Annotated in this window: 28 protein-coding genes, 1 riboswitch and 1 other annotated feature; of the genes, 22 read left to right on the plus strand and 6 right to left on the minus strand. The window is 49.4% G+C overall.

What is annotated here, in order from left to right:
• Positions 1-8: 8 nt before the first annotated feature.
• From I2B62_RS13720 to rpsR, 9 genes are all read left to right on the plus strand, one after another.
• Complete coding sequence (locus tag I2B62_RS13720; RefSeq protein WP_195269640.1) at positions 9-773, plus strand: AAA family ATPase; 765 nt, start codon at positions 9-11, stop codon at positions 771-773.
• A 3-nt stretch (positions 774-776) separates the two neighbouring features.
• Positions 777-1,676 (plus strand): ParB/RepB/Spo0J family partition protein, encoded by a 900-nt coding sequence (locus I2B62_RS13725; RefSeq protein WP_195269641.1) that lies wholly within the window; start codon positions 777-779, stop codon positions 1,674-1,676.
• Complete coding sequence (locus I2B62_RS13730) at positions 1,648-2,739, plus strand: hypothetical protein (RefSeq protein WP_207736014.1); 1,092 nt, start codon at positions 1,648-1,650, stop codon at positions 2,737-2,739. Before I2B62_RS13725 ends, I2B62_RS13730 begins: the two co-directional genes overlap by 29 nt.
• Before the next feature lie 2 nt (positions 2,740-2,741).
• Positions 2,742-3,392 carry a CvpA family protein gene (locus I2B62_RS13735; RefSeq protein WP_195269643.1) on the plus strand — a complete coding sequence of 217 codons (651 nt, stop codon included), beginning with the start codon at positions 2,742-2,744 and terminating at the stop codon, positions 3,390-3,392.
• Positions 3,393-3,404: 12 nt separating this feature from the next.
• Positions 3,405-4,286, plus strand: coding sequence for a mechanosensitive ion channel family protein (locus tag I2B62_RS13740; RefSeq protein ID WP_195269644.1), 882 nt, complete (start codon positions 3,405-3,407; stop codon positions 4,284-4,286).
• A 12-nt stretch (positions 4,287-4,298) separates the two neighbouring features.
• Complete coding sequence (locus I2B62_RS13745; protein WP_195269645.1) at positions 4,299-4,502, plus strand: DUF951 domain-containing protein; 204 nt, start codon at positions 4,299-4,301, stop codon at positions 4,500-4,502.
• A gap of 133 nt (positions 4,503-4,635) precedes the next feature.
• Positions 4,636-4,923, plus strand: a complete 288-nt coding sequence (gene rpsF / locus I2B62_RS13750; protein ID WP_013382826.1) for a 30S ribosomal protein S6 — start codon at positions 4,636-4,638, stop codon at positions 4,921-4,923.
• A gap of 10 nt (positions 4,924-4,933) precedes the next feature.
• Positions 4,934-5,398, plus strand: a complete 465-nt coding sequence (ssb, locus tag I2B62_RS13755) for a single-stranded DNA-binding protein (RefSeq protein ID WP_195269646.1) — start codon at positions 4,934-4,936, stop codon at positions 5,396-5,398.
• Between the two features lie 17 nt (positions 5,399-5,415).
• Entirely contained in the window at positions 5,416-5,643 is a 228-nt protein-coding gene (rpsR, locus tag I2B62_RS13760) for a 30S ribosomal protein S18 (protein WP_013382824.1), read from the plus strand.
• Positions 5,644-5,683: 40 nt separating this feature from the next.
• Here the strand turns inward: rpsR and I2B62_RS13765 are convergent, their stop codons facing one another.
• Positions 5,684-5,956 carry an acylphosphatase gene (locus tag I2B62_RS13765; protein WP_347707827.1) on the minus strand — a complete coding sequence of 91 codons (273 nt, stop codon included), beginning with the start codon at positions 5,954-5,956 and terminating at the stop codon, positions 5,684-5,686.
• A 7-nt stretch (positions 5,957-5,963) separates the two neighbouring features.
• A complete protein-coding gene (locus tag I2B62_RS13770) occupies positions 5,964-7,382 on the minus strand; it encodes a PLP-dependent aminotransferase family protein (protein ID WP_195269648.1) in 1,419 nt (472 codons plus the stop codon).
• 125 nt (positions 7,383-7,507) lie between these two features.
• Between I2B62_RS13770 and pdxS the strand changes: the two genes are divergently transcribed.
• Positions 7,508-8,380: a pyridoxal 5'-phosphate synthase lyase subunit PdxS gene (pdxS, locus tag I2B62_RS13775; RefSeq protein ID WP_195269649.1), complete on the plus strand. Its 873-nt coding sequence runs from the start codon at positions 7,508-7,510 to the stop codon at positions 8,378-8,380.
• Positions 8,361-8,960 carry a pyridoxal 5'-phosphate synthase glutaminase subunit PdxT gene (gene pdxT, locus I2B62_RS13780; RefSeq protein WP_195269650.1) on the plus strand — a complete coding sequence of 200 codons (600 nt, stop codon included), beginning with the start codon at positions 8,361-8,363 and terminating at the stop codon, positions 8,958-8,960. Before pdxS ends, pdxT begins: the two co-directional genes overlap by 20 nt.
• A 49-nt stretch (positions 8,961-9,009) precedes the next feature.
• On the opposite strand, the gene hslO is transcribed toward pdxT, so the two are convergent.
• Complete coding sequence (gene hslO, locus I2B62_RS13785) at positions 9,010-9,918, minus strand: Hsp33 family molecular chaperone HslO (RefSeq protein WP_195269651.1); 909 nt, start codon at positions 9,916-9,918, stop codon at positions 9,010-9,012.
• A gap of 283 nt (positions 9,919-10,201) precedes the next feature.
• Between hslO and I2B62_RS13790 the strand changes: the two genes are divergently transcribed.
• From I2B62_RS13790 to I2B62_RS13825, 8 genes are all read left to right on the plus strand, one after another.
• The gene (locus I2B62_RS13790; protein WP_195269652.1) at positions 10,202-11,170 is read left to right on the plus strand and encodes a DUF2232 domain-containing protein; all 969 of its coding nucleotides are present in this window, start codon (positions 10,202-10,204) and stop codon (positions 11,168-11,170) included.
• Positions 11,167-13,146: a DHH family phosphoesterase gene (locus tag I2B62_RS13795; RefSeq protein WP_195269653.1), complete on the plus strand. Its 1,980-nt coding sequence runs from the start codon at positions 11,167-11,169 to the stop codon at positions 13,144-13,146. Before I2B62_RS13790 ends, I2B62_RS13795 begins: the two co-directional genes overlap by 4 nt.
• Positions 13,143-13,592 (plus strand): 50S ribosomal protein L9, encoded by a 450-nt coding sequence (rplI, locus tag I2B62_RS13800; RefSeq protein WP_195269654.1) that lies wholly within the window; start codon positions 13,143-13,145, stop codon positions 13,590-13,592. Before I2B62_RS13795 ends, rplI begins: the two co-directional genes overlap by 4 nt.
• A 57-nt stretch (positions 13,593-13,649) precedes the next feature.
• Positions 13,650-14,990 carry a replicative DNA helicase gene (gene dnaB, locus I2B62_RS13805; RefSeq protein WP_195269655.1) on the plus strand — a complete coding sequence of 447 codons (1,341 nt, stop codon included), beginning with the start codon at positions 13,650-13,652 and terminating at the stop codon, positions 14,988-14,990.
• Between the two features lie 63 nt (positions 14,991-15,053).
• Positions 15,054-16,439 (plus strand): FAD-dependent protein, encoded by a 1,386-nt coding sequence (locus I2B62_RS13810; RefSeq protein WP_195269656.1) that lies wholly within the window; start codon positions 15,054-15,056, stop codon positions 16,437-16,439.
• A 14-nt stretch (positions 16,440-16,453) separates the two neighbouring features.
• Positions 16,454-17,284 carry a 16S rRNA (cytidine(1402)-2'-O)-methyltransferase gene (gene rsmI, locus I2B62_RS13815; RefSeq protein ID WP_195269657.1) on the plus strand — a complete coding sequence of 277 codons (831 nt, stop codon included), beginning with the start codon at positions 16,454-16,456 and terminating at the stop codon, positions 17,282-17,284.
• Positions 17,285-17,349: 65 nt separating this feature from the next.
• Positions 17,350-17,591, plus strand: a binding site (T-box leader).
• 46 nt (positions 17,592-17,637) lie between these two features.
• Positions 17,638-19,581 carry a methionine--tRNA ligase gene (gene metG / locus I2B62_RS13820; protein WP_195269658.1) on the plus strand — a complete coding sequence of 648 codons (1,944 nt, stop codon included), beginning with the start codon at positions 17,638-17,640 and terminating at the stop codon, positions 19,579-19,581.
• An 86-nt stretch (positions 19,582-19,667) separates the two neighbouring features.
• Positions 19,668-21,671: an LTA synthase family protein gene (locus I2B62_RS13825; RefSeq protein WP_195269659.1), complete on the plus strand. Its 2,004-nt coding sequence runs from the start codon at positions 19,668-19,670 to the stop codon at positions 21,669-21,671.
• A 45-nt stretch (positions 21,672-21,716) separates the two neighbouring features.
• On the opposite strand, the gene I2B62_RS13830 is transcribed toward I2B62_RS13825, so the two are convergent.
• The 3 genes from I2B62_RS13830 to trxA form a co-directional block, all read right to left on the minus strand.
• The gene (locus tag I2B62_RS13830; RefSeq protein WP_195269660.1) at positions 21,717-22,049 is read right to left on the minus strand and encodes a helix-turn-helix transcriptional regulator; all 333 of its coding nucleotides are present in this window, start codon (positions 22,047-22,049) and stop codon (positions 21,717-21,719) included.
• Between the two features lie 90 nt (positions 22,050-22,139).
• A riboswitch (cyclic di-GMP riboswitch) is annotated at positions 22,140-22,227 on the minus strand.
• A 91-nt stretch (positions 22,228-22,318) separates the two neighbouring features.
• Positions 22,319-22,654 carry a helix-turn-helix transcriptional regulator gene (locus tag I2B62_RS13835; RefSeq protein WP_195269661.1) on the minus strand — a complete coding sequence of 112 codons (336 nt, stop codon included), beginning with the start codon at positions 22,652-22,654 and terminating at the stop codon, positions 22,319-22,321.
• A gap of 216 nt (positions 22,655-22,870) precedes the next feature.
• On the minus strand, positions 22,871-23,194 hold the full coding sequence (trxA, locus tag I2B62_RS13840; protein WP_195269662.1) for a thioredoxin: 324 nt from the start codon (positions 23,192-23,194) through the stop codon (positions 22,871-22,873).
• Positions 23,195-23,291: 97 nt separating this feature from the next.
• Here trxA and I2B62_RS13845 point away from each other — a divergent pair, with 97 nt between their 5' ends.
• From I2B62_RS13845 to I2B62_RS13855, 3 genes are read left to right on the plus strand one after another with little or no spacing between them, the layout of a single operon-like run.
• Positions 23,292-24,704: an aminotransferase class I/II-fold pyridoxal phosphate-dependent enzyme gene (locus I2B62_RS13845; RefSeq protein WP_195269663.1), complete on the plus strand. Its 1,413-nt coding sequence runs from the start codon at positions 23,292-23,294 to the stop codon at positions 24,702-24,704.
• A gap of 59 nt (positions 24,705-24,763) precedes the next feature.
• On the plus strand, positions 24,764-25,450 hold the full coding sequence (locus I2B62_RS13850) for a thymidylate kinase (protein ID WP_195269664.1): 687 nt from the start codon (positions 24,764-24,766) through the stop codon (positions 25,448-25,450).
• Positions 25,437-25,700 carry a hypothetical protein gene (locus tag I2B62_RS13855; protein WP_195269665.1) on the plus strand — a complete coding sequence of 88 codons (264 nt, stop codon included), beginning with the start codon at positions 25,437-25,439 and terminating at the stop codon, positions 25,698-25,700. Before I2B62_RS13850 ends, I2B62_RS13855 begins: the two co-directional genes overlap by 14 nt.
• The last annotated feature ends 5 nt before the right edge of the window (positions 25,701-25,705 follow it).

Here is a 25,705-nt window from a genome sequence, read left to right on the forward strand (position 1 = left end):
ACCCTGATATGGCAAAAACTATTGCGATTTTTAATCAAAAGGGTGGTGTCGGAAAGACAACGACAACCATGAATCTCACCACTGCGTTAAGCATGATGAATTACAAAGTACTGACCGTTGATACCGATCCCCAGGGGAACACAAGCAGTGGCTTCGGCATCAATAAAAATGAGCTGGAAAAAAGCATTTATGACGCGCTCATTGTCGGGGATGATCCCAAAGAGATTATCCTGACAACCTCGTACAAAAATCTCCATATCCTTCCATCGAATCTGGAACTGGCCGGAAGCGAAATTGAGCTGACTAATATGAGCCAGCGGGAGCTGCGGTTAAAACACAGCCTGGAAAGCGTTCAGGATTTTTATGACTTTATCTTTATCGACTGTCCGCCGTCGCTTGGACTTTTAACCATCAATGCGCTGGCGGCCTCGGATTCGGTTTTGATACCAATCCAGTGTGAGTTTTACGCCCTGGAGGGTGTTGGGCAGCTCATGAGCACGGTAGGGCTCGTGAAAAAAGGCTTGAACCCCAAACTCGAAATTGAGGGTGTTCTGATGACCATGTACGATGGCCGCACCAATCTTTCACTCCAGGTAGTGGATGAAGTAAAGGAATATTTCAAGGATAAAGTGTATAATACCTATATTCCCAGAAATGTCCGGCTGGCGGAAGCGCCGAGCTATGGTCAGACGATTTTTGAATATGCGATCAACTCAAAAGGCTCGCTGGCCTATTCAGAATTTTCACAAGAGTTTATAAAAAGGCAGGAGTAGATCATGGCGAAAAGCAGAGGATTAGGAAAGGGTCTGAAGGCATTAATTCCCGATGAGAACTTTATGAGCATTGACAATAGCGATGCGGATAATGCCGAAAAGCTGGTCTTTTTTCTCCAGATCAATAAGATAAGACCAAATGCCGACCAGCCCCGTAAAAAATTCAACCGGGAAAAACTGGAGGAACTGGCCGCCTCCATTAAAGAGCACGGTATCCTTCAGCCGCTGGTGGTAAGGCCGGAAAACAACGGCTATACCATTATCGCCGGGGAACGCCGCTGGCGGGCAGCCACCATGGCTGGGCTGAAAGAGGTGCCGGTCATTGTGAAAGACCTGCCGGCCAAGGATGTCATGGAGCTGGCACTCATCGAAAATGTTCAAAGAGAGGACCTGAACGCCATCGAGGAGGCCGAAGCCTATGGCGCGCTGATGGAGCATTTTAATCTGACACAGGGAGAGATTGGTATCCGCATTGGTAAAAGCCGGGCGGCCATTACCAATACCATGCGGCTCTTAAATCTTCCGGACAAGGTACGTCAGGAGGTTCTGGACGACCATATCAGCTCAGGCCATGCGAGGGCCCTTTTGTCGCTGGAAGACCAGAAACAGATGGAGAACCTGTGTGAAGAGATTATTGAACGAAAGCTCAGTGTACGTGAAACCGAGAGAAAGGTGAAGCTGCTGAAAAATCCTCCGAAGGAGGAAAAGGCAAAGCCTGAAAAAAATCCTTATATTACCGCGGTGGAGGACGGATTAAAACAGAAATTTGCCACTCAAGTAAAAATCTCCGGGAAAAAGAATAAGGGAAAGATCGAGCTGGAATATTATTCCACAGAAGACCTGAACCGTATTCTGGACCTTTTGGGATATGAAAATGACGGGAGTAATGATGAATCAGAATAATTATCACATTAAAAAAAGGATGAGCCCGATAGAGACAGCGCTGCTCGGCAACCTGATTTATATCGTGCTTGTTCTGGTTTTGAAAAATATTTTAGACCTTATAGGAAATGATGGCAACTATAAGCTCTGGTTTGGCGCCATCGAGTTAGTGGTCACAGCCGTTTACTGGATATTCCTGAACTGGTTTTTGTTCAGAAATCCGGCAAGCCATCAGGACGGCAGCTATGCGAAATACATATTTTTCAGTCTGCTGCCCATACTGGTGTTCAGCATCGTATCCACAGTCGTGATCTATACAGCGCCGGGGACAAGCTTTACCAGCGCCTGGAATGAGTTTACTTTCCTGGTCGCACCGACAATTTTCTGGTTCTTGCCCTATGGCTTGATCTATCATTTTGTCGGCGCTGCCATTCCCATCGCCGTGTACTTTTTGATCTGTCTGGTACTTGTCATTGTTTTTCAGAGTATCGGGATCGCCATGGGCTCCGGCAGACGTAAGAAGCTGCGTGAGCGCGCGGAAAAACGGGAAAGAGAAAAAGAACAGATCAGTGTTGAAAAGGCCATTGAGCCCTACAACAAAAAACAGAGGCCAGCTGCCCGTCCGCAGTCGGTACCTCAAAAACCAAAGAAAAAAGCACCACCAAAGCCACAGCCCAAAAGGGCCGATCCCAAGGACCCCTTTGCCGATGACGATGATCAGCCACAGATTATTTATACCGAGGCCTTCTCTGTGATAACCGATGAAATGCTTGAAGAAGCAGAACGGCGCAAACGGGAAAACCTTGAAAATAAGATGGCGGACGCGGCCGGCCCATCCGGAGAAGCAGAAGAAATTCTGGATCATGTGGAAAAGGGGCTCATCGACGAAATTGACACCGAAGCGGTGAACCGTGCCATAGCCGAAACCCAAAAAGGCTTAAAGGCAGCGAAGCAGCCGCAAAAAGCGCCACGTGAAAAAGCCAAAGTGCTTGACAAGGAAAAATCAGAAACACAGGACATTACCGCTGAGCTGGAGCATATCCGTAAGCTGATGTCCCAGAATGACAAAAACAAAAGGAAATAAATATGAATATGACAACTCTTGATATCATCTGCATTGTGCTGGTGATCGGAGTTGGAATGATCGGTTATATAAAAGGTGCAATAAATACGCTCATAGGTCTGGCGGGATTTATTGCATCTTTTGTCATAGCAAGGATTTTTTCAGCACCGGTGACAAACTGGTTACTCAATGTAGAACCTGTTAAAAATTTTATCAACGACACGATTACCCAGAATGTGATGAATGCAGTGGGGCAGTATGGAAGTGACGCCCTTTCAAATCTTCAGGGAATTGGCGGGTTGGATTTTCTGTCCGGCATCAGCGGATCATCGCTGCTGTCCGGCGGCACAGCGGCCGCCGACGCGGTCAACCAGGCGCTGCAGCCGGTCATTTACCAGATCGCTAATGGCTTTGTTTTTTTGATCCTGCTGCTGCTGTGCAGCGCTGCCTTTGGAATTATAAGACATATTGGAAAAGGAATGAACTGTGTGCCGGTGATCGGTACCGCCAACCGTGTGGCCGGTCTGGCCATCGGGTTGATTATTGGACTGGTGGTCGCCGTGATCGTTGTCGCAGTGGTTCTGTACTATGGTATTTTTTCGGGAGACGTCACCATTGTGCAGATGGTAAAGGACGGCGCACTCACCGGACCGGTAGCCTTGTATCTGCATTAGAAGGGAGGATTTATGGTATACGAAAATGTCGGAGATCTCTGGCAGCATTTGCTGAGCGGTATTGATCTGAGCGAACTGACGGAAAAAATGTTTTCGGTGGTCATCACCATCATTGCGTTTTTTATTCTCATAAAGGTGTGCAATGGACTTGTCAATAAGTTTTTTAATGAAAACAAAAAAAACATCACCTTACAGGAGCGAAAAAGAATACTTACCCTTAAAAAGGCTTTAAAGACCTTTTTAAGGACAGCTCTGCTTATCACGGAACTATTGACCATTTTATCCTTTTTCACCGACGTAGGGGCCCTTCTCGCAGTTGCCGGAGTTGGAACTCTTGCCATTGGTTTTGGCGCGCAGGGCCTGGTGGAGGATGTCATGAGTGGCTTTGTCATTATTTTTGAGAATCAGTTTTCTGTGGGCGATTATGTCACCATTGACAATGACCACTACGGAGTGGTGGAGACCATCGGTGTCCGCACAACAGCGGTCCGGGAAATGGACGGGGGCCTGTTCATTATCCATAACGGAAAGATTGACCGGCTCATCAACCACTCCAAGGGAACCATCAAAGCGGTAGTAGACGTTGGTGTCGCCTACGAGGAAAATATTGATTATGTGCTTTCCGTTCTGCGTGAAATCTGTGAGGAAGTCTACAACGCCAACGAAACCCTGTTTGTCGGGAAGCCGGAGGTGCTGGGGGTAACCCGGATGGATCCGTCTTCCATGAACATCCGCATCATTGCCGATGAGGACGCCGCCAGAAAAGTCAAGGCAGAAACTGCGCTCAGAAAACGCATCAAGGAAGTTTTTGATGAAAAGGGAATCGAAATCCCTTACGGCAAGTACGTTGTCTATTCCAATGGACAGTCCAAGCCGCAGATTATGGAAAAATAGAAAGGAGCCCGCATGGAAAACAAGGAATACGGCCTCGGGGATATTGTGGAGCTGAAAAAAAAGCATCCCTGCGGCAGCTACAACTGGAAGATCATCCGCATGGGCGGAGAAATCAAATTAAAATGTACCGGCTGTGAGCATATGGTCATTGTGCCCCGGTCCAAGTTTAACAAGATGATTAAAAAAGTTGTTGAACACCACGGGGAAGATAAATAGAGGATAATTAAATATCAGCAAATTCTTTTTTAAAAAAGAGTTTGCTTTTTTTTGTTTTTATGATATACTATTGAACTGTACCCTTGCGCATTGCAGAAGCGGTGCGCCATAGTCCACAAGGAGGTGAATTGAAATGAGAGCTTACGAAACAGTATTTGTTTTACAACCTGAATTAGAAAAGGAAGTTACAGATTCCTGGATTGAGAAGGTTAAAGGCGCCATTGCAGCAGCAGGTGAAGTTGGAACTGTTGATGAATGGGGTAAAAGAAAGTTAGCTTACGAAATCGACAAAAAGTATACCGAAGGTTACTATGTTGTGATTGAATTCAAAGCTGAACAGTCTGTATTAGACAGCCTTGACTACTTATTCAAGATGAATGAAGAGTTCATCAGAAGCATCATCGTTAAAAAAGAAAAATAGAGGTTAAACCGTGAATAAAGTAATTTTAGTAGGAAGATTAGCAAGAGACCCTGAACTGCGCACAACCAACACCGGAAAATCAGTAGCGACATTTTCTTTAGCTGTTGACAGACGGTTTAAACAGGAAGGTCAGCCAACCGCCGACTTTTTCAATATTGTTGCATGGGGAAGACAGGCTGAAGTCATCTGCCAGTATCTTGGCAAGGGCAGACAAATGGCTCTGACCGGAAGATTACAGTCCCGTTCCTACGACGCTCAGGATGGCTCTAAACGTTATGTGACAGAGGTTGTTCTGGAAGAATTTGATTTCATCGGGAGTAAAAACGACGGCGGCGGAAGCGGCTACAATGATAATTTTGGCGGCGGCTATAACCAGGCTCCGGCAAAAGCGGCACCGCAGCCAGCCAATAATATGCCTTTAGATTTCGACGACGATTTCCATTTGATGGCAGACGATGACGAAGTACCTTTTTAAGATAGGAGGATAAAACAATGCCAAAACCGTTTAAAAGAAGAAGAAAAGTATGCGAATTCTGTGAAAGACATGAAACAGAAGTCGATTATAAAGATGTGGCTACGTTAAAGAAATACATTTCTGAACGTGGTAAAATCTTACCGAGAAGAGCTACCGGAACCTGCGCAAAACATCAGCGTAAGGTAACCGAAGCTGTTAAACGTGCACGTAATATCGCATTATTACCTTACACATCTAACAACTAAAAAACGCAAAGCACCGGAATCAACAGATTCCGGTGCTTTTTTAATACCTGATTTTAAATTTGGTATCGACCCCAAGGGCAATGGGCTTCATAGAGTAATCGTCCACCCGGATAAAATGATTCCCCTTGCGGACAGCGGTCATAAACTTGTCGATGAGAGCTTCACTGCCCTGTACCTCCATATCCACAAACCCGTTGTCCAGATTGCGGACCCAGCCTGTCAGGCCATAGGCCGCGGCAATGGACTGGACAAAATACCGGAAGCCGACGCCCTGAACGCGGCCCTCGACGATGATATAATAGCGTTTCATGATAACCTCCTCAGCCAATCACACGCCAGGCGCGGCCTAAGAGCGCCACAGCGGCTTCAATTTCTTCTTCTGTAAAGCTGGCATAGCCCATGACAATGACGTTTTGCGGCATTTTGGCATCCGGTTCAATATAGTATTCCGACAGGCCGTAGACCCGGATACCGGCTGCCTTTGCCTGCTCAATGAGCGCTTTTTCGGTATAGGGCGGTTCAAATTTCAAAAGAAGATGAAGCCCGGCGTTTTCACCGGAGATTTTGATTTTATCCGCCATGGGCAGACGGCCGATACATTCCAGCATTTTGTTCCGCCGCACCTTATAGATTTTGCGCATCCGGCTTAAATGCCGTTCAAAATGTCCGCCCTCCATGAACTGGTGCAGGGTATGCTGCTCGAAGCGCGGGACCGTGGAGGAATAAAAGGAGAAATCCTTACAGTAGCAATGCAGCAGGCGCTCGGGCAGAATCATGTAAGAAATACGCATGGATGGGGCCAGGCTCCGGGTAAAGGTGTTGAAATAAATCACCTTATCCGCTGTGTCCAGCCCCTGGAGGGCAGGAATGGGGCGGCCGCTGAAACGGAATTCGCTGTCGTAGTCATCCTCCAGAATATAGCGCTCCGGGGATTCCAGCGCCCACTTCAGCAGCGCCATGCGCCGGCCCACAGGCATAACGATGCCCAGGGGAAACTGGTGTGAGGGCGTGAGGTGCAGAATATCCGCGCCGGAATGCTTCAGGCTTTCCACCGATACCCCATCGCTATCCAGAGACATCAGGCTCACGTCTGCGCCATTGCTTTTGATGACCTTATAGACTTTGTTGTAGTTGGGATTTTCCACCGCATATCGGCTTTTCCGGCCAAGGAGCTGCACCGCAAGGCCCAGCAGATATTCCGACCCGGCGCCTATGATGATCTGCTCCGGTCTGCAGTTGACCCCGCGGTATTGGTGCACGTAGTCCGCGATGGCCTTTCTCAGAGGGTAATAGCCCCGGGGATCCACGGCCCTCAGCAGATTGCGGCTGCGGTTGTGGAGAATTTCCCGTGAAATTTTGGCCCAGGTGGGAAAGGGGAAAAAGTTGGCGTCGACAGTGTTGGTTTTAAAGTCGTAAAGCCATTGCTCACGGGCCGGCTTTTCGTCTGTGCGGACGGTTTCCCCGGGAGAGGCCTCCGGCAGACCGGGCAGCATGTCCTCCAGAACGGCCACGTAATAGCCGCTTTTAGGCTTTGAGACAATATAGCCCTCAGCTGCCAGCTGTTCGTAGGCTGTGGCCACCGTATTCTGACTGATTTTCAGGTGGGCCGCCAGTTTTCTTTTTGAGGTCAGCTTTTCGCCGGGATGCAGCCTGCCAGTCTCGATTTCTTTCCGGATAAAGCTGTACAGCTGCTGGTAGAGTGGAATTTCGTGATCGGGGTTTAGAATAAAGGTCAGCATAATGCTCCAATCTGATACTGTTAATTATTTTAAATCTGGTTATTGTGCAGGAGTCAGTTCTTAACTATAATAATACCCAAGCTTACAGATATCTGTCAATAAAAAAGATTAATTGGAGAAAAATTATGTCAAATGAATTAAATAAAAACCTGGCCCAGATGTTTAAAGGCGGAGTGATCATGGATGTCACCACGCCGGAGGAAGCGAGAATCGCCCAGGAATGCGGCGCGGTGGCCGTTATGGCCCTGGAGCGGGTTCCTTCGGATATCCGAAAGGAGGGCGGTGTCGCGAGAATGAGCGATCCGAAGATGATTAAGGAGATCCAGGAGGCGGTGACCATCCCAGTGATGGCGAAGGTGCGGATCGGCCATATCGCTGAAGCACAGATACTTGAATCGCTTAAAATAGACTATATCGATGAAAGCGAAGTCCTGACGCCGGCGGATGAAAGCTTTCACATTGACAAAACCGCCTTTAAGGTTCCCTTTGTCTGTGGCGCGAGAAACCTTGGGGAGGCGCTGCGCCGTATCGGGGAGGGGGCTTCCATGATCCGTACAAAGGGTGAGGCCGGCACCGGCAATGTCGTCGAGGCAGTGCGCCATATGCGGACGATCCAGGCCGACATGCGTAAGGTGGCTGGAATGCGCAGAGAGGAGCTCATGGCCTGTGCCAGGGAGATCGGCGCGCCGTACGATCTGGTGTGTGTGGTCCACGAAACCGGCAGGCTGCCCGTGGTCAATTTTTCGGCCGGCGGCATTGCCACGCCGGCCGACGCGGCGCTTATGATGCAGCTTGGCAGTGAGGGCGTTTTTGTAGGATCGGGTATTTTTAAATCGGAGAATCCCGAAAAGGTAGGAAAAGCCATTGTCAGGGCAACGGCTTATTACAACGATCCCCAGGTTCTGGCAGAGGTCAGCGAGGGCCTTGGAAAAGCCATGTCTGGTATTGATCTGAAGGACTTGAACGAGGAAGCGCGCTATGCGGAACGGGGCTGGTAATAAACCGCGCGTTGGGGTTTTGGCGCTTCAGGGCTCTGTGGAGGAGCATTTGGAGTGCCTGGGCCGCCTGCCGGTGCAGGGCGTTCCCGTCAAGCGAAAAGAGACCATCGAGACAGTGGACGCAATGATCCTGCCTGGCGGCGAGAGCACAACCATCGGTAAGCTGCTGCGGGATTTTGACCTGATGGCACCGCTGAAAAAACGTATTTTGAAAGGGATGCCGGTCTGGGGCACCTGCGCAGGGCTTATCCTGCTGGCAAAGCATCTGCCGGGGGAAGTGCCATACCTGGAAGTTATGGACATTGCGGTCAGGCGAAACGCCTATGGGCGCCAGCTTGACAGCTTTAAAACCACAAAGGTCATCCCGGCCTTTGGCAAGACCCCGGTTTCTCTGGTTTTTATCCGCGCACCCTACATAGAAGCGGTGAGTGAAGACGCTGAAGTTTTGTGTGAGCTGGACGGTCATATTGTGGCCGCCCGGCAGAAAAATATGCTGGCCACCGCCTTTCACCCGGAGTTGACCGGGGATGTAAGCGTGTACCGCTATTTTCTGCGTATGGTTGAGCAGGCAGGTGCCTGAAACGCAAATAAAAAACGAACTGATTTTTCAGTTCGTTTTTTGATTGTTTTTATTGTTCTGCGTCCATGAGTTTAAATTTCTGCATTTTTTTCTTTGTCACTTTCTGAAGCAGGATCTGGAGATCCTCTGGGGTAAAGTAGTAGTGCTTGTTGCAGAAATCACAGTTGACCTCGATGGTCTTGCCGTCATCGATCATTTCCTGCAAATCCTTTTCGCCCACGCTGATGAGGGCCTTGGTGACACGTTCTCTGGAGCAGTCGCACTTAAACTGGGCAGGCAGGCGGTCGATGATGTTGACGCCAAAGTCGCCCAGCAAAATTTCCAGGATTTCTTCAGGGCTTTGCCCCTTTTCCAAAAGTGTGGTCACCGATTCAGCCTGGCTTAATTTTTTTTCAAGCCGGTCGATGATTTCCTCGGAGGTGTAAGGCATCAGCTGGATGATAAAACCACCGGCCTGGTTGACCTCTGTCTCCTCCCTTAAGGTAAGGCCAAGGGCTACAGAGGTTGGAATCTGCTCAGAAAAGGCATAATAGTAGGTTAAATCCTCAGCGATTTCACCGGTTACCAGCGGTGAGGTACCGACATAGGGTTCCTTTAATCCGATATCCTTAATAATACTTAAATTTCCGTTGCCGATGACCCTTTCCGTTTCCAGGGGGTTTTCACTTTTCACCTGAGGCTCAAATACAAAGCCCTTGACGTCAGCCTTGCTGTTGGCGGTGACGGTGATGCCGCCGATGGGACCGTCACTCTTGATCTGCAGGGTCAGCACCTCATCATCGTTTTTCATCATGCTCCCCATCAGGCTGCCGGCTGTCAGCAGGCGGCCAAGGGCCACAGTAGCGGCCGGGGAGGTGTTGTGTATTTTATGCGCATGGGCACAAAGCTCCCGGGTCGTCGCGGCATATGCGCGGATCTGGCCGTCGGCAGCTGTGGCTCTTACAATATAATCAGACATTGTTTCTCCTTTCAGTTATCCACTTAAAAATAGTTTAACATTTCGCAAAAGAATCTTCAATTAAATGCTGTTATTATTTATACCACAAAATCACAAAGATAAAAAGAAGGTTGCAAAAATGTTGTAAAATTTACAGAAATGTGTTCATTAAGCCGGGAATGTGGTATAATATCTAGGTTCATTTTAGTCTTTTTTAGGACGGCAGTTATTTTAAAACTAATTCAAGGTGTATCGTGTATAATAGAATCGGATATGTGCGCCTTGAAAAGGAAGGTATGAAAAAATGAAAACTAAGGCCATAACAGAGGGTGCAATGCTGTGCGCATTGGCGGTAGTCATCGCTCTGTTTTCTTCTTATGTTCCCTTTTTGCTGCTGCTTTTTTTCCTGATTCCAGTGCCGATGGTGATACTGGCGGAAAAACAGGGCTTTAAGGTAACGCTTATCGCGGGCCTGGCAGCAACACTGATTTTATTTATGTTTATGGACCCGATTACGGCTGGGAGCTATGGTATCTATATGATTTTTGTAGGCTGCAGTCTTGGGTATATGTATTACAAGCGTAAGGATGGTTTTCTTAAACTGGCGGTAGCTTATGCGGGCATTTTCGCAGCGATCATTCTGATCATTATCCTGCTGCAGGTCCTCACAGGACAGAATTTTGTCGCAATGCTCACCGAAACCATCGACACCTCGTCGGCACAGGTAATGGATGTTTACCGCTCTCTGGGCGCTTTTCCGGAGGATCAGCTGAGCCTGCTGCAAACCGCTGTTGACCAGATGAAGGAAACCATGAAAATGGTCATTCCACTGACGTTTCTGGTCGTGCCTTTTTTTATCGGCTGGGCCAACGTGTTGATCTCAGACGCGATCCTGAAGCGGATGCGTCTGCCGGTAAGACCACTGCCCAAGCTCAGCAAATGGCGTCTGCCGAGATCTTTTAAGAATTTCCTGATTATGGTGGTCATTGTCCTTTTGGTCATTGACCTGGCGTCTATTGATGCGATTCCGGCCGTTTACACCTATACGCTGATGATGATGATCTATCTTCTGTATTTTTTGATGGGGATATCCTTTGTTTACTGGCTCCTGGGCCGCAAACGGGCAAAGGAATCCATGGGCCTGAAGATTCTGATCGTCGTACTGTGCTTGTTTATACCGTATGTCTCCTATATTATTTCTTTTATAGGCGTCGCGGATATTTACATTGATGTACGAAAATTTATAGAAAATCGAGATGGTACAAACATATGAAAGAGAAGCAATCAACCGCGTCGAAGCTTTACCTGGTGATTTTTCTGCTGTCGCTGATTCTCCTGTTCTACAATATCCCGCTGGGGTGCCTGGGCGTTTTGCTCTGCGGCATCTGCTACTGGCGTGACAGCCAGGATGAAAAGCAGTCCAATCTGCGCCTTCAAAAAGCCATTGAGACCATTTACGGCGACATAGACCGGTTAAATCAGGAGCGGATGTACGAGCTGCCCATTGCCCTGGTCATTGTCAATGAAGGCGGGCAAATCTGCTGGTACAACCAGTATTTTGACCGGAATTTCAAGAAAAAGGATACAGCCACCAATTTTTTCGGGAAAAAAATTCAGGAGGAGCTGGGCATCGACCTGGAAGCGCTGCTCAAGGAAAAGGAACAGGACTTCATCCATAAAGACGTGGACTACACCATTGTGTCGAACAGCTTCAGCGACGGGGATGAAACCCTGATCCTGCTGCATTTTTTTGATGTCACCATCCAGAAAAAACAGCAGGAAATCTATAAGGAAAACGAACCGGTTTTCTGTTATATTTTAATCGACAATTATGACGATATTATCGAACAGCTTCCCAGCCACGAGCGGTCTGCGGTTTTAAGCCAGATTGACCTGAAGATCAACGAATGGGCAAAGACCGTCGGCGCTGTGATTATTCAATACGAGAATGACCATTACCTGATGATCTTTGAAAAAGAAAAGCTCAGGGCCATGGAGGAAGAACGGTTCCATATTTTAGACGAGATCCGCGAGACGGAAACCGAAGAAAAATCCCAGGTAACCCTGAGCATCGGCATCGGGGTGTCCGACGAGCCGCTGGCCATCCGCGAGGCTGATGAGCTCTCGCACGCGGCCCTGGATATTGCTCTGGCCCGCGGCGGCGACCAGGCCGTTGTCAGACAGGATGAAAAAATGGCCTTTTATGGCGGCACCACTGAAGCCACGGAAAAAAGGACCAAGGTCAAGGCCAGGGTTAAAGCCCACGGTCTCAGAGAGCTTATCCGCGAATCCGACAATGTCCTGATCATGGGGCATCAGACGCCGGATATGGACTGTCTGGGCGCGGCGGTTGGCCTGCTGGGCGCCTGCAAGGCCCTCAATAAAACCGGCAAGATTGTCATCAAAGAGATTAACTACAGCATCAAGGAGCTGTTTCAGTATCTCATGGAAAACGACGAGTACCGGGAATCCTTTATCAAGCCCAAGGAAGCAGAGGACTACATTACACCCAATACCCTGTTAATCATCGTGGATACCCAGAACGCCAATTATCTGGAGGTTCCGGAGCTGATCGACGAGATTGAAAAAATTGTGGTCATTGACCACCACCGGCGTTCCGGCAAGTTCATCGAAAAGACGGTTCTTAATTATACGGAGGCCTACGCCTCATCGACCTGCGAATTGATTACCGAGCTGCTCCAGTACCTCGACGAGAAGGAAAGTATGAACGAAACTGAAGCCAATGCCCTCATGGCCGGCATGTGTATGGATACCAAGATGTTCACCTTTAAAACCGGGGTGCGCACCTTTGAGGCAGCCTCTTATCTCCGCCGTAAAGGTGCGGATACCATTATTGCCAAAACCATGCTTCAGGATGATCTCGTGACCTATTCCACCCGCTCGGAGGCGGTGCGGAACGCGAAAATCTATTTTGACAGCATTGCCATCTCACAGCTGGAAGACGAATCAGAATATGCCAAGATCATCGCCGCACAGGCGGCGGATGAGCTGTTGAATATCAAGGGGATCAACGCGTCCTTCATCCTCTTAAAGAGCGGCAGCGGGCTGGTGATCAGCGGCCGGTCCATGGGTGAGATCAACGTTCAGTTGATCCTTGAAAAAATGGGCGGCGGCGGCCATCTGGCCATCGCGGGCGCCCAGCTTCCGGATATCAATGATCTGAATGCCGGAAAACAGATGTTACTTGACGCCATTGAAGAATATATGAAAGAGAGAGAAGAAAAATGAAAGTAGTATTATTAGAAGATGTTCAAAATGTCGGTAAAGCCGGCGATATTGTCAATGTTAAGGACGGCTATGGCCGCAACTTTTTAATCAAGACGAACAAAGGGCTCCCGGGTACCAAGGAAAATATTGCCAAGGCAGAAGAAGCACGGGCACTCAAAGCACAGCAGATGGAAGAAGAACGCCAGGCGGCCGTTGCTTTGGCAAAAGTCATTGACGGCACGACTGTCACCATTGCAGAAAAAGCAGGGGAAGACGGCAAGCTGTTCGGTTCTGTAACCAGCAAGGACATTGCCGAAGCACTGGAAAGCCAGAAAGAAATTAAAGTGGATAAACGCAAGATCTCTTTAAACGCACCCGTCAGAAATGTTGGACGCATTGAGGTGAAGGTTAAAACCTATGCCGGCGTCGAAGGCAATTTGACAGTGGTGGTCGAAGCTGCGAAATAAATTTGGAAATTCGTGCCGATTTCCTGGGAAATTTTTTGGAAAAGGAGGTGAAATCAGGTGATTAATCCAAAAACCCCACCCCATAACCTTGAAGCAGAGCAGTCAGTGCTCGGGGCGATTTTGCTGGAAGAATCCAATATTGCCAGGGCGGAAGAACTGCTGTCGCCGGATGATTTTTACAGCACCGCCAATGCCAGAATATTCGAGTGTATGCTGGCACTGCATGACGAGAGACGGCCCATTGATACCGTAACCCTGATCAATATGCTTAAAAACCGGGGTGTTCTTGAAGAAATCGGCGGGCCGGCCTATATCGCTGGTCTGGTTGATCAGGTTCCCATGTACACCAACTATGAGGAATACTGTAAGATTGTTCAGGAAAAATCGGTTATACGAAACCTGATTGACACCGCCACCGAAATCCTTAATGAAAGCTACGGCCAGTACGATGACGTGGAATCCGTCATCGAAAGCGCCGAACAGAGTATTTTTAAGGTTTCACAGGGAAAAAAACGCGGGGATTTTGAGCCCATCAGCGAAACCCTGGGCGAAACCCTGATGCAGATTGAAACCATCCAGCAGAATCAGGGTAACCTGACCGGCCTGACCACAGGCTTTGCAGAGCTTGACCTTTATACCTCCGGCCTGCAGCGGTCAGATTTGATCTTTGTGGCGGCGCGCCCCTCCATGGGTAAAACCGCCTTTGCCTTAAACCTGGCCCAGAACGCCGCCCTGAAGGAAAACGCCGCGGTGGCCATCTTCAGCCTTGAAATGTCCAAGGCCCAGCTGGTACAGCGTATGCTCTGCGCGGAATCCCTGGTCGACAGCAACAAGATCCGTACCGGCGAGCTCTCGCCGGAGGACTGGGAGAGCATCTCCCTTGGCTACAGCCATTTGTACAATACCAATATCTTTATTGACGATACCCCGGGGGTGACGCTGTCAGAGGTAAGATCAAAATGCCGGCGGCTCAAAACCGAAAAAGGGCTTGACATGATTCTCATCGACTACCTCCAGCTCATGAGCGGCAGAGGAAAAGCGGAAAACCGCCAGAATGAAATCTCGGAAATCTCCCGCGGCCTGAAGAGCCTTGCCCGTGAAATGGACTGCCCGCTGATCTGCCTGTCACAGCTCAGCCGTGCACCGGATGCAAGGACCGACCATCATCCCATGCTCGCCGACCTCCGTGAGTCTGGGTCCATCGAGCAGGACGCCGATGTGGTGATGTTTTTGTACCGTGATTATTATTACAATAAAGAATCAGAGCCACACATTGCAGAGCTCGATATCGCCAAACAGCGTAACGGCCCGACCGGCCGTCTGAAGCTTGCCTGGCTGCCTGAATACACCAAATTCAACGATCCCGCTCCCGACTTTTACGAGGACCCGGGGTATTGACGCTGAATCCAATTTTAATTTTTATCAAAGGTACCCTGACCGAAAAGGGTAAAAGGTAGAGACATGAACAAGTATGATGTCATTATAATCGGCGCCGGCCCTGCCGGCATTTTTGCTGCGCTTGAGCTTAAAAAAGAAAAGCCCGAGCTCAGTATTTTAATGCTGGAAAAAGGAAACGCCATTGAGAAAAGAATTTGTCCAAAGCGCAAAACCGGCGTGTGTGTAGGCTGTAAGCCCTGCAACATCACGACCGGGTTTGCCGGAGCCGGTGCTTACTCGGACGGCAAGCTCTCCCTGTCGCCGGATGTTGGCGGAGAGCTGCCGGATTACATCGGTTATGAAAAAACCGAAGCGCTTATCGCTTATGTGGACGAGCACTATCTGCGCTTTGGGGCAGACCCCAGGGTACATGGAATGGATAATCCGGACAAGATCCGTGAGATAAGAACAAAAGCGATCCAGAGCAACTTAAAGCTGATTGAATGCCCGATACGCCACATGGGCACAGAGGTAGGCTACACTATTTATAAGCGCATCCAGGATCATCTGATTCAGGATCTCGGGGTTGAAATCAAATTCCGTGATCCGGTAAAAAGTCTGATCGTGGAGAAGGGTGTAGCAGTCGGCGTAAATGCCGACAGTGAATATTATGCGGATAAAATTTTAGCCAGTGTCGGCCGGGATGGTTCAGAGTGGTTCAAAGCCATGTGCGACACCTACGGCGTCGCCACCACGGTGGGAAAGGTGGACATCGGTGTCCGTCTTGAAACACGCAACGAAATTATGAAGGAAATCAATGACGCCCTCTACGAGGGAAAGCTGGTTTACTACACGCCCACCTTTGACGACGCGGTGCGGACCTTCTGCTCAAATCCTGGCGGAGTGGTTTCAACTGAGTATTATGATGATAATCTGGCAGTGGTCAACGGCCACAGCTACAAAGCGGATGAGCTGAAAACCGACAACACCAATTTCGCCTTACTGGTCTCCAAAGGCTTTACAGAGCCCTTCAATGCGCCCATCGCTTACGGCAAACACATCGCCAGCCTTGGGAATATGCTGACCGGGAATAAAATACTGGTGCAGCGCTACGGCGATTTTATCAGAGGCCGCAGAACCAACGAGGAGCGGCTTCACCGCAACAATATACGACCGACCCTCAAGGATGCGGTGCCGGGAGATTTATGCCTGGTGCTGCCTTACCGTATTATGAAGGATATCGACGAAATGATCCAGGCCCTGGATCATGTATCGCCGGGACTGGCCAGCGATGAGACACTGCTCTACGGGGTGGAGGTCAAGTTTTATTCCAACAAGGTGGCCGTGGACGAAAATTTTCAGACCAATATTAAAAATCTGTATGTGCTGGGCGACGGCGCGGGCATTACCCGTGGTCTGATGCAGGCCTCGGTCAATGGCGTCTACGTGGCGAGAAATTTGTTCAATTAAAAATGGAGAATGATATGCCGGGAAAATTATACATTGTGGGAACGCCCATCGGCAATCTTGAGGATATTACGCTGAGAGCCCTCCGGGTTTTGGAAGAGGCAGATGTGGTTGCCGCGGAGGACACCCGCCATACTGTCAAGCTGCTCAATCATTTTGAGTTGAAGAAGCACCTGCTGGCCTACCATCAGCACAATGAGCAGAGCGGCAGTGAAAAGCTGCTGGAGCTCTTGACAGAGGGAAAAAGCATTGCTTTGGTCAGCGACGCGGGAATGCCCATTATCTCTGACCCGGGCTCAGTCATTGTCAGCCGGTGTAAGGAAGCCGGAATTCCGGTGGAGGTGGTGCCTGGGCCAAACGCAGGACTCTGCGCCCTTGTGCTCTCGGGCATTGACGCCCGGGCCTTTACCTTTATGGGGTTTTTGGGAAAGCAGAATAAGGAAATCCGGGAAGGTATCGGGAAAATAGCCGCATCCGAAAATACCGTTATTCTCTACGAAACGCCCCATAGGCTGGTGAAAACACTGGAAGCCATGGTTCAGGTCATTCCGGACCGAAAAATGAGTATTTCCAGGGAAATAACAAAAAAATACGAGGAGACCCGTACGGGCACGGTTCAGGAGCATCTGGACTGGTATTCTGATAATCCGCCCAAGGGCGAGTTTGTGCTGGTCATTGAGGGCGGCGACGGGCTTCCGGCGGGCAGCCAGGATTTGACGTCCCTTTCATTGGAAGATCACATGGCCCATTACCAAGACCAGGGCATGGGCGAAAAGGAAGCCATGAAGCAGGTGGCGAAAGACCGCGGCGTGAGCAAGCGGGACGTTTATAATGAACTGAAACGGTAGCCGGAAAGATTGGGGCTTGCAATTTAAAAATATTTGGATATAATAGTATAGTAATAAATTAAATATGAACTGCGATGAAGAGAAGAGTACATTCGGAGAAAGCATACAGAGAACCGGGTAAGGTGAAAGCCGGCTGCGGACAAGGAATGGAAGATGGCCTCTGAGCAAGCGCTGGTGAGGGTTAACCTAAGCCAGAGCCGCGGAGAGCGTTAAAAACAAATAATAAACCCTGCCGGTTTATTAGCTGAGCCGTCTGCCGTGAGACAGGCGGAAAGTAAGGTGGTAACACGAGAGCTTCGTCCTTATATGGAGAGGCTCTCTTTATTTTTAGAAATTTTTAAGGAGGAAATACCATGGAAGAAAAGAAAACTTTTTATGTCACGACCCCGATCTATTACCCGAGCGGGGATTTACACATCGGTCATACCTACACCACAGTAGCCGCCGATACCCTGACCCGTTTTAAAAAGCTGACGGGCTACGATACCTATTTTCTGACCGGTACAGATGAACACGGCCAGAAGATTCAGAAGGTTGCCGAAGAAAAGGGCGTTACCCCCCAGGCCTATGTGGATGACGTGGTGGGAAGAATTAAGGAGCTGTGGAAGCTGATGAACATCAACTATGATCAGTTTATCCGAACCACAGACCCGGAACACCAAAAAACCATCCAGCAGATTTTTAAAAAGCTTTATGACCAGGGCGATATCTATAAAGGAAAATACGAGGGCTGGTACTGCACCCCCTGCGAATCCTTCTGGACCGAAAGCCAGCTGGTGGACGGCAACTGCCCCGACTGCGGACGTCCGGTAGAAAAAGCCTCTGAGGAAGCTTACTTCTTTAAAATGTCCAAATACGCGGACCGCTTATTACAGTACATAGAGGACCACCCGGATTTTATCCAGCCGGAGTCCCGGAAGAATGAAATGATCAACAACTTCATCAAGCCCGGACTTCAGGATCTCTGCGTTTCCAGAACCTCCTTCAGCTGGGGCGTTCCCGTAACCTTTGACCCGGGGCATGTGGTGTATGTGTGGATCGACGCCCTGCCGAATTATATCTCGGCCCTTGGTTACATGAATGACAAGCCCCAGCTCATGGATCAATACTGGCCGGCAAATGTACATCTGGTCGGAAAAGACATTATCCGCTTCCATACCATCTATTGGCCGATTATCCTCATGGCGCTGGATCTGCCGCTGCCGGGGCACGTATACGGCCACGGCTGGATTCTGTTAAAGGGCGGTAAAATGTCCAAATCTGTGGGTAATGTTGTCGACCCGGTTGAACTGGCTCAAAAATACGGTGTGGATGCCCTGCGCTATCACGTGCTGCGTGAAATGACCTACGGCGCGGACGGTATCTACAACGAAGACCTGCTGGTCAGCCACATCAATTCCGACCTGGCCAATGACCTGGGCAATCTGCTGAGCCGTACAGTGGCCATGACCGTGAAATATTTTGACGGGGTGATCCCGGCTGAGCGCGAAAGCGGCGATTTTGACGCGGACCTCATCGCATTGGCAGAGGAAACCCCCGGCGTTGTGGAAGATTACATGAACAAGCTGGATTTCAGCCGCGCGCTGGAAGCCATCTGGAAGCTGGTCTCCCGTACCAACAAATACATTGATGAAACCCAGCCCTGGGTCTTGATCAAAGACCCTGAAAAGAAAGCCCGTCTGGCAATGGTTATGTATAATCTGACAGAGTCGCTCAGAATAATTTCTGTGCTCGTAAGCTCTGCAATGCCGGATACCGGCGTTAAGATTGCCGATGAGCTCAAGGTGCCGGATGAACTCAGAACCTGGGAGAGTATCCAGTCCTTTGGAAAATACCCGGACGGTATCCAGGTAGAGCGCTGTGAGCCGATCTTCCCGAGAATTGAAGTAAAGAAGGAAAAACCAGAGCAGAAACAGCAGCCGAAAAAGGAAAAACAGGCGAAGCAGGAAGAGAAAGCCGAGGTGCCGGAAGGTCTGATCACCATTGACGATTTTGCCAGGGTTGAGATGAAGGTCGCGGAGGTTATCGCCTGTGAGCAGCACCCTGACGCGGACCGCCTGCTGGTATTCCAGCTGGACCTGGGCACAGAAAAACGCCAGATTATCTCCGGCATCGCCAAGTACTACAAGCCTGAAGACCTTGTGGGTAAAAAGGTGATTGTGTGTACCAATCTGAAACCGGTAATGCTGCGCGGGCTCGAGTCCAACGGGATGATCCTTTCCGCTGTAAAAGGTAAAAAACTGAGCATTCTGACCGTTGACGGCGACGTGATCCCAGCCGGCGGGAAAGTAAGCTAACGGAATAAAACTTAATTTGCATTGAAAATGATATAAAATCTCCTGTTTAATGATATAATATATGATCAGAGAACAGGAGGTTTTTTTTGAATTCTGTAATCACTTTTAAAACAAGTAAAAAAAGAATATTGACAGCGCTGGCGGTGACCGCCGTGCTGAGTATGGGGCTGGCCCTCTGCTATCAAACGATGGGATTTGATGAGCGCTACCTGAACACAGCGGGGTTGTGTGTGTTTATGATCGGTCTGACGGTCTTTTCAGACATAACCTGCCGGGGACCGGCAGCGGCTTTATGGAATGTGCTGCTGCTGATTCTGGCTTCAGCCTTTTCCTATACTATTTTTCAGATCTTTCAGGAAGCGCCCTTTGACACAGAGGGCATCCGTCTGTTTTTGAACCTGTCCTGCTGTATGGCCGTCTATGTGTTTTTATATATTTTGACCGGCCGGATGCGGGCATCCTTAATGGGCGGGGGCATTCTGCTGTACGCCTTTGGGCTGGCGGGTTATTTTGTGCGGGTGTTCAGAGGGGATATACTGCTTTACACCGACCTGTTTTCAGCAAAGACAGGGCTTCAGGTTGCCTCGGCTTATCATTTTGAGCTCAGCGGCACCATTCTGATCGCTACGCTGGTTCTGGCCGCGCTGCTGCTCTGGGCTTTTAAAGCACACCGCCGCGTTCAGGATCAATACAAAGGCCGTAAGCTGCGTCTGACCGCTTTTGCCGCGCTGACCATCACCTTTGGTTTGTTTTTTGAGACCAATGTGGAGCGTTACTATTATGCCTGGGATATGCCGGTTAATGGTTATCCCTACACCTTTACGGTCAATGCCAAGCTCTCACATGTCAGGGAGCCGGAGGGCTATGATCTGGCCTTTCTGGGAGAGAGCATCAAAAATACCCAGCAGCCTCTGAGTACAGCGGCAGTGGGGCGTGGCGGAATAACGGAGAAAGCGGCTTCTGGCCCGGTGGCGAAAAAAAATAATCAACCCAATATCATTGCCATTATGAACGAATCCTTCAGCGACCTGCGGACCGTTGGCGACTTCTCGACCAATATTGACTACATGCCTTTTATTGACAGCCTGAGTGAAAACACCGTTAAGGGAAATCTCTATGTTTCGGTCTTCGGAGGCGGCACCTGTGATTCCGAATACGCTTTTCTGACTGGGAACACCACAGCCTATCTGCCGGAAAACGCAAGGCCCTACCAGCTGTATGTCAAGGGGCCGGCGCCCAGCCTCGTGTCGACGCTGAACTATGAGGGCTACAGCAGCTACGCCATCCATCCCGGTGAACGGAATGCCTGGAACCGGGATAAGGTTTATCCGAATTTTGGCTTTCAGCAGTTTTTCTCGAATGAAGAATTTATCGATGCAGACCGCACGCGGGAGTCGTGGGTCAGCGACGCGGCCACCTATGACAAGGTTATTGAGCTCTACGAAAACAAGGGCGATCATCCATTGTTTGTCTTTGATGTGACCATTCAGAACCACGCCGGCTACCAGCTGAATGCCGACGATCTGGAGCCGGTGCTCCTGGAGGGCATGGAAGGAAGCTACCCTGAAACCGAGCAGTATTTATCCCTGATGCGCGATTCGGACGCGGCCTTTAAGAATCTGATCGACTATTTCAGCGGACAGGAAGAACCGACACTGGTGGTCATGTTCGGAGATCATCAGGCGTATATTGAGCAGGCGTTTTATGAAGAGCTCATGCAGAAGCCTCTGGACCAGTGGAGTACGGAGGAGCTTCAGAAGCGCTATGTCACGCCCTTTGTCATCTGGGCAAATTACGATATTCCGGAGGCGCAGGTAGATAAGCTGAGTGTGAACTACCTCTCCAGCCTTTTACTGGAGCAGGCGGGCATCCAGGGGACGCCCTATAATGATTATCTCATGAAGCTGTCCGAGACACTGCCGGTTATCAACTCGGTGGGGATCATTGACAATGAGGGGCAGTATTTCAGAAAGGGTGATCCGACCATTCATGACCGTGATGTCCTGGAATACCGGCAGATGCTCTATAATAATATGCTGGATACCGCAAGACGGCGAAACGATCTGTTTTATCCGGCTTCGGACTTTTAATTTAAAAACCCCCGGATCACTTCACAGCGATCCGGGGGTTTTTATTTATTTTTTAACTTTAAAGCCGTCGGTCATTACCTTGATGACATCGCACACGATTTTGGACTGCTCGTCATTCAGCCCCTCCATTGCAGTGGACAGAAAGTGAATCCGGCTGGTAAACGACTCGACGGGGAAATCAGCAAGAAGTGCGCTGACAGGAATCTCCAGTGCGTCGGAGATGGTGATGAGCGTTTCAAGCTTGGGCAGATGGGTTCCGCGTTCCAGCATGCTCAGATAATTCGGCGTGATATGAACGCGCTCCGCAAGCTGGTACTGCGTCAGTTTTTTATTGAGACGGGCTTCACGAATATGCCTGCCAATAACTTTATTATCCATTGTAAATAACTCCTCTGCGTGAGATTGGGGCAATAAAAAGACCCCGGCATAAACCAAGGGCAGGGAGATTGCATTCAGTAAGTTAAATACCCGAGCAACCGGCTGTCGTTTCATTTTTAAATGAATTAGACCCTTGGCTTTGCGTCACTACTTTTCAGTAGTTTTGCCCTATTTCAAAATGATTCGGATGTATAGTATTTACTATAACTCACAATGCGAATGAAGTCAATATTCAATTATAGTTTTGTCTAAGAATTTAAACAATTAATTCAGTGATTTGTTATTTTGAAATGGTCACACATCAGTTTGACCATATTCTCAACTAATGCGAGCTGCTCCTCTGTCAAATCGTCGGACAGAATATGGAGTGCCGCGCGCGAGTCGTCCCGGTTCTCTGCAGGTTCTTCCATCAGGAGGTCATCGGCGGAGACAGACAGAATGTTGGCCAGCCGGATAAAGGTTTCCAGCCGGGGCAGCTGCGCGCCCCTTTCAATAATACTGAGGTAGGTGGGGGTGATACCGGCTTTTTTTGCCAGCTGGTTTTGTGTAAGATGGGCATCTTTTCGAAACTGGCGAAGCCGCTGCCCGAGGTATTTACTGTTCATCTGAAGTTCCTCCCGAGTATTTGACAGATAAGATTGAGAATAAGGAATCTATAAACAATTTTCATAGTAACATATTTTTGTAAAAGGTTCAAGGGTTTTAGAAATAATAGTTATAAATATGGAATAAAAAAAGAAACGCCCTGTATTGTGAAAAAAAATTTAATAAAAAGTAGTTCGATAAAAAAAGACCATGCTCCGGGCATGGTCTGAAAAAACTTATAAATTTTTTAGGGTATCGATGTATTCTTGTTTGCCGCGGCTTCCAACGAAACGTTCCACTTCGCTGCCGTTCTTTAAGAATACACAGGTCGGGATGCTCATGACATGAAACTGTCTGGCCAGATCGGTGTTTTCATCCACGTTCAGCTTGCAGATTTTAGCATTTGCAGGGACTTCGCCGGCGATTTCTTCGATAATCGGAAGAAGCGCCTTGCAGGGACCACACCATTCAGCCCAGAAATCAACCATCACCGGGCCTTCCGTATAGTTTAACACTTCCGATTCAAAGTTAGTCATATCGACAGAGATGATATTTGCCATCTTTTTCACTCCTTGGATTTTTTTACAGTGATTATCATATCAATAATCTACCTAAAAATAAAGGGGAAAAATCTGGATTTTATGATAAAATAAATCCATGAAAAAAGGACTTTTATATACGAGATTAAAAGAACTCAGTGACACAGGGGCTTTGCGCTTTCACATGCCCGGTCATAAGGGAAAAAACTGTTTTGATAATGAAAATTGGGCAACCTTGGACACCACAGAGATACCGGGGGCGGATAATCTGCACGACCCTTCGGATATTCTTTTAAGGGTTCAGGAGAAGCTGGCCTCAGTCTACGGGTCAGCGGAAGCCTGTATCCTGGTGGGCGGCAGCACGGCCGGCATACAGAGCGCCATCATGGGCGTGTGCAGGGAGGGAGAGAGCCTTTTGGTCCCGTTGAACTGCCACCGTTCGGTTTATGCCGGGCTGGCGCTGGGCAGGATAAAGGGCATTTATTTTGAGCCGCAGTACGACGCGCGGCTGGGCTTTGGAAAAAGCGTTACCCCCGGGCAGGTCGAGGAACAGCTGAGGATGCACCCGGAGGCAAAGGGGATGATACTGGTCAATCCCACCTATTACGGTACCATCAGTGATGTCGCGGCCATTGCAGAGCTGCTGCACAAAAAAGGCAAGGTGCTGATCGTAGACGAAGCCCACGGGGCACACCTGAGGTTTTGCGCCGCGCTGCCGCCCGACGCGGTGGCTTGCGGGGCAGATATTGTGATCCAGAGCACGCACAAGCTTCTGGGGGCTTTTACCCAGAGCTCCCTGCTGCATATGCAGGGGCCCCTGGTAGAGCGGGGCCGCGTCAAAAAATTTCTGGCCATGCTCCAGTCCTCCAGCCCCAGCTATCTGCTGATGATGAGCGTGGAAAACGCTGTGGACGAAGCCTGTGAAAAAGGGGAAGCCGTTTTTCAGGCCATCGCAGACCGTTGGGATTTTTACCGGAAACGGACAGGGGCGGACGACGGTATTGCCCTTTACGCGCCGGAAAGAGGACAGGTCTACGATAAAAGCAAGTGGCTGCTGATGGTAAAGGACGGCCGGGGAACAGATGTTGAGAAGCGCCTGCTCACAGATTTTAACATCCAGTGCGAGATGTCCGGTTTTAATTATGTGCTGGCCATGACAGGAATTGGCACGACACCCGACGAGCTGGACCGCCTGATGGCGGCAGTAGCAGATATGAACAGGGAACGTCCCAAGGTCTCAGAACCGCCGGAGGCTGAATGCGTCAGTCTTTGGAAGCACGAGGAAAAATATCCCCTGTGGCAGGCGCTCTACAATATGGAAGCTGGAAAGCTGCCTCTGGAGAACGCTGTGGGAAGGGCCGCCGCCGGCTTTGTCATTCCGTATCCGCCGGGAATACCCGTGCTGCTGCCGGGAAGCCTGGTGACAGAGGAAACCGCGGCAGAGCTGCTGAGACGGTGGAAAAACGGCGAAGCAGTAGTGGGGATAGACCATGAGGGAATGATTGAGGTCATTGTAAATTCTCCGTTTTAATGCGTGGTTTGTTATGGTATAATATTGCCTGAAACAAAATGAGAAAAGAAGGTTTATCAATGGAAAATAAAGGACGGCTGATTGTCATCGAAGGTGTTGACGGCAGCGGCAAGCAGACACAGACAGAAAAGCTCTACGACCGCCTGAAGCGGGAGGGGCAGCGGGTTATGAAGGTTTCCTATCCCCGTTATGATAAGGAATCCTCGGCCATGGTGCGGCTTTACCTGTCCGGCGCCTTTGGCAGTGACCCGGACAGCATCAGTCCTTATATCGCATCGACCTTTTATACGGCTGACCGCTACGCGTCCTACAAGGAGGACTACGAGGATTTTTACAAGGACGGAGGCATTGTACTCGCCGACCGCTACACCACCTCCAATATGGTCCATCAGGCGGGTAAAATCAGTGATCCGGAAGAGCGCGGCCGTTTTATGGACTGGCTTTCGGATTATGAGTTCAATAAGATGGAGCTGCCTGTACCCGATGCGGTTTTCTTTTTGAATATTCCGCCGGAAATTAACTTTAAGCTGATGGAGGGCCGGGCCAATAAAATCACGGGCGAGGCGGAAAAGGATATACACGAAAAAAGCCCGGAGCATCTGATCCATGCGTATCAGAATGCCCTTGAGCTCATTGAAAAGTACGACTGGAGAGAGATTGTATGTGTTGCGGAGGGCAGGCTCCGGGGCATTGAGGATATACACGAGGAAATATACGAAAGGGTGATGACAAGTGGAACGGTTTGAGGATCGCTATGCGCTTTTAAAGGTAGCCTATTCGGACATGGAATTTGCCATGACACGGAGCTTTCTGGAGGCTAACGGTATTAAGGTTACCTCCCGGGAAAAGGGCTTTGGCGGCCCGATCCGCAGTATTTTTATGGGTACCTTCACGACGGCCAACATTGAGATATTTGTGGATCCAGGAGATCTTGAGGAAGCGAAAAAGCTGTTGAAAACGGATTTTTCTGAGCTGGCCGAGCGGGAATGGCACTAGGAAGG

Source organism: Eubacterium sp. 1001713B170207_170306_E7 (assembly GCF_015547515.1).
Taxonomy (GTDB): domain Bacteria; phylum Bacillota; class Clostridia; order Eubacteriales; family Eubacteriaceae; genus Eubacterium.

Coding starts and splice junctions, on each gene's coding strand:
- I2B62_RS13810 (WP_195269656.1), top strand. CDS start 15,054: ATGAACAAGTATGATGTCATTATAATCGGCGCCGGCCCTGCCGGCATT.
- hslO (WP_195269651.1), bottom strand. CDS start 9,918: ATGTCTGATTATATTGTAAGAGCCACAGCTGCCGACGGCCAGATCCGC.
- I2B62_RS13845 (WP_195269663.1), top strand. CDS start 23,292: ATGAAAAAAGGACTTTTATATACGAGATTAAAAGAACTCAGTGACACA.
- I2B62_RS13720 (WP_195269640.1), top strand. CDS start 9: ATGGCAAAAACTATTGCGATTTTTAATCAAAAGGGTGGTGTCGGAAAG.
- I2B62_RS13770 (WP_195269648.1), bottom strand. CDS start 7,382: ATGCTGACCTTTATTCTAAACCCCGATCACGAAATTCCACTCTACCAG.
- I2B62_RS13795 (WP_195269653.1), top strand. CDS start 11,167: ATGAAAGAGAAGCAATCAACCGCGTCGAAGCTTTACCTGGTGATTTTT.
- I2B62_RS13725 (WP_195269641.1), top strand. CDS start 777: ATGGCGAAAAGCAGAGGATTAGGAAAGGGTCTGAAGGCATTAATTCCC.
- I2B62_RS13745 (WP_195269645.1), top strand. CDS start 4,299: ATGGAAAACAAGGAATACGGCCTCGGGGATATTGTGGAGCTGAAAAAA.
- I2B62_RS13790 (WP_195269652.1), top strand. CDS start 10,202: ATGAAAACTAAGGCCATAACAGAGGGTGCAATGCTGTGCGCATTGGCG.
- I2B62_RS13850 (WP_195269664.1), top strand. CDS start 24,764: ATGGAAAATAAAGGACGGCTGATTGTCATCGAAGGTGTTGACGGCAGC.
- I2B62_RS13830 (WP_195269660.1), bottom strand. CDS start 22,049: ATGGATAATAAAGTTATTGGCAGGCATATTCGTGAAGCCCGTCTCAAT.
- rplI (WP_195269654.1), top strand. CDS start 13,143: ATGAAAGTAGTATTATTAGAAGATGTTCAAAATGTCGGTAAAGCCGGC.
- rsmI (WP_195269657.1), top strand. CDS start 16,454: ATGCCGGGAAAATTATACATTGTGGGAACGCCCATCGGCAATCTTGAG.
- rpsF (WP_013382826.1), top strand. CDS start 4,636: ATGAGAGCTTACGAAACAGTATTTGTTTTACAACCTGAATTAGAAAAG.
- pdxS (WP_195269649.1), top strand. CDS start 7,508: ATGTCAAATGAATTAAATAAAAACCTGGCCCAGATGTTTAAAGGCGGA.
- I2B62_RS13835 (WP_195269661.1), bottom strand. CDS start 22,654: ATGAACAGTAAATACCTCGGGCAGCGGCTTCGCCAGTTTCGAAAAGAT.
- trxA (WP_195269662.1), bottom strand. CDS start 23,194: ATGGCAAATATCATCTCTGTCGATATGACTAACTTTGAATCGGAAGTG.
- I2B62_RS13730 (WP_207736014.1), top strand. CDS start 1,648: ATGACGGGAGTAATGATGAATCAGAATAATTATCACATTAAAAAAAGG.
- pdxT (WP_195269650.1), top strand. CDS start 8,361: ATGCGGAACGGGGCTGGTAATAAACCGCGCGTTGGGGTTTTGGCGCTT.
- rpsR (WP_013382824.1), top strand. CDS start 5,416: ATGCCAAAACCGTTTAAAAGAAGAAGAAAAGTATGCGAATTCTGTGAA.
- metG (WP_195269658.1), top strand. CDS start 17,638: ATGGAAGAAAAGAAAACTTTTTATGTCACGACCCCGATCTATTACCCG.
- I2B62_RS13735 (WP_195269643.1), top strand. CDS start 2,742: ATGAATATGACAACTCTTGATATCATCTGCATTGTGCTGGTGATCGGA.
- I2B62_RS13740 (WP_195269644.1), top strand. CDS start 3,405: ATGGTATACGAAAATGTCGGAGATCTCTGGCAGCATTTGCTGAGCGGT.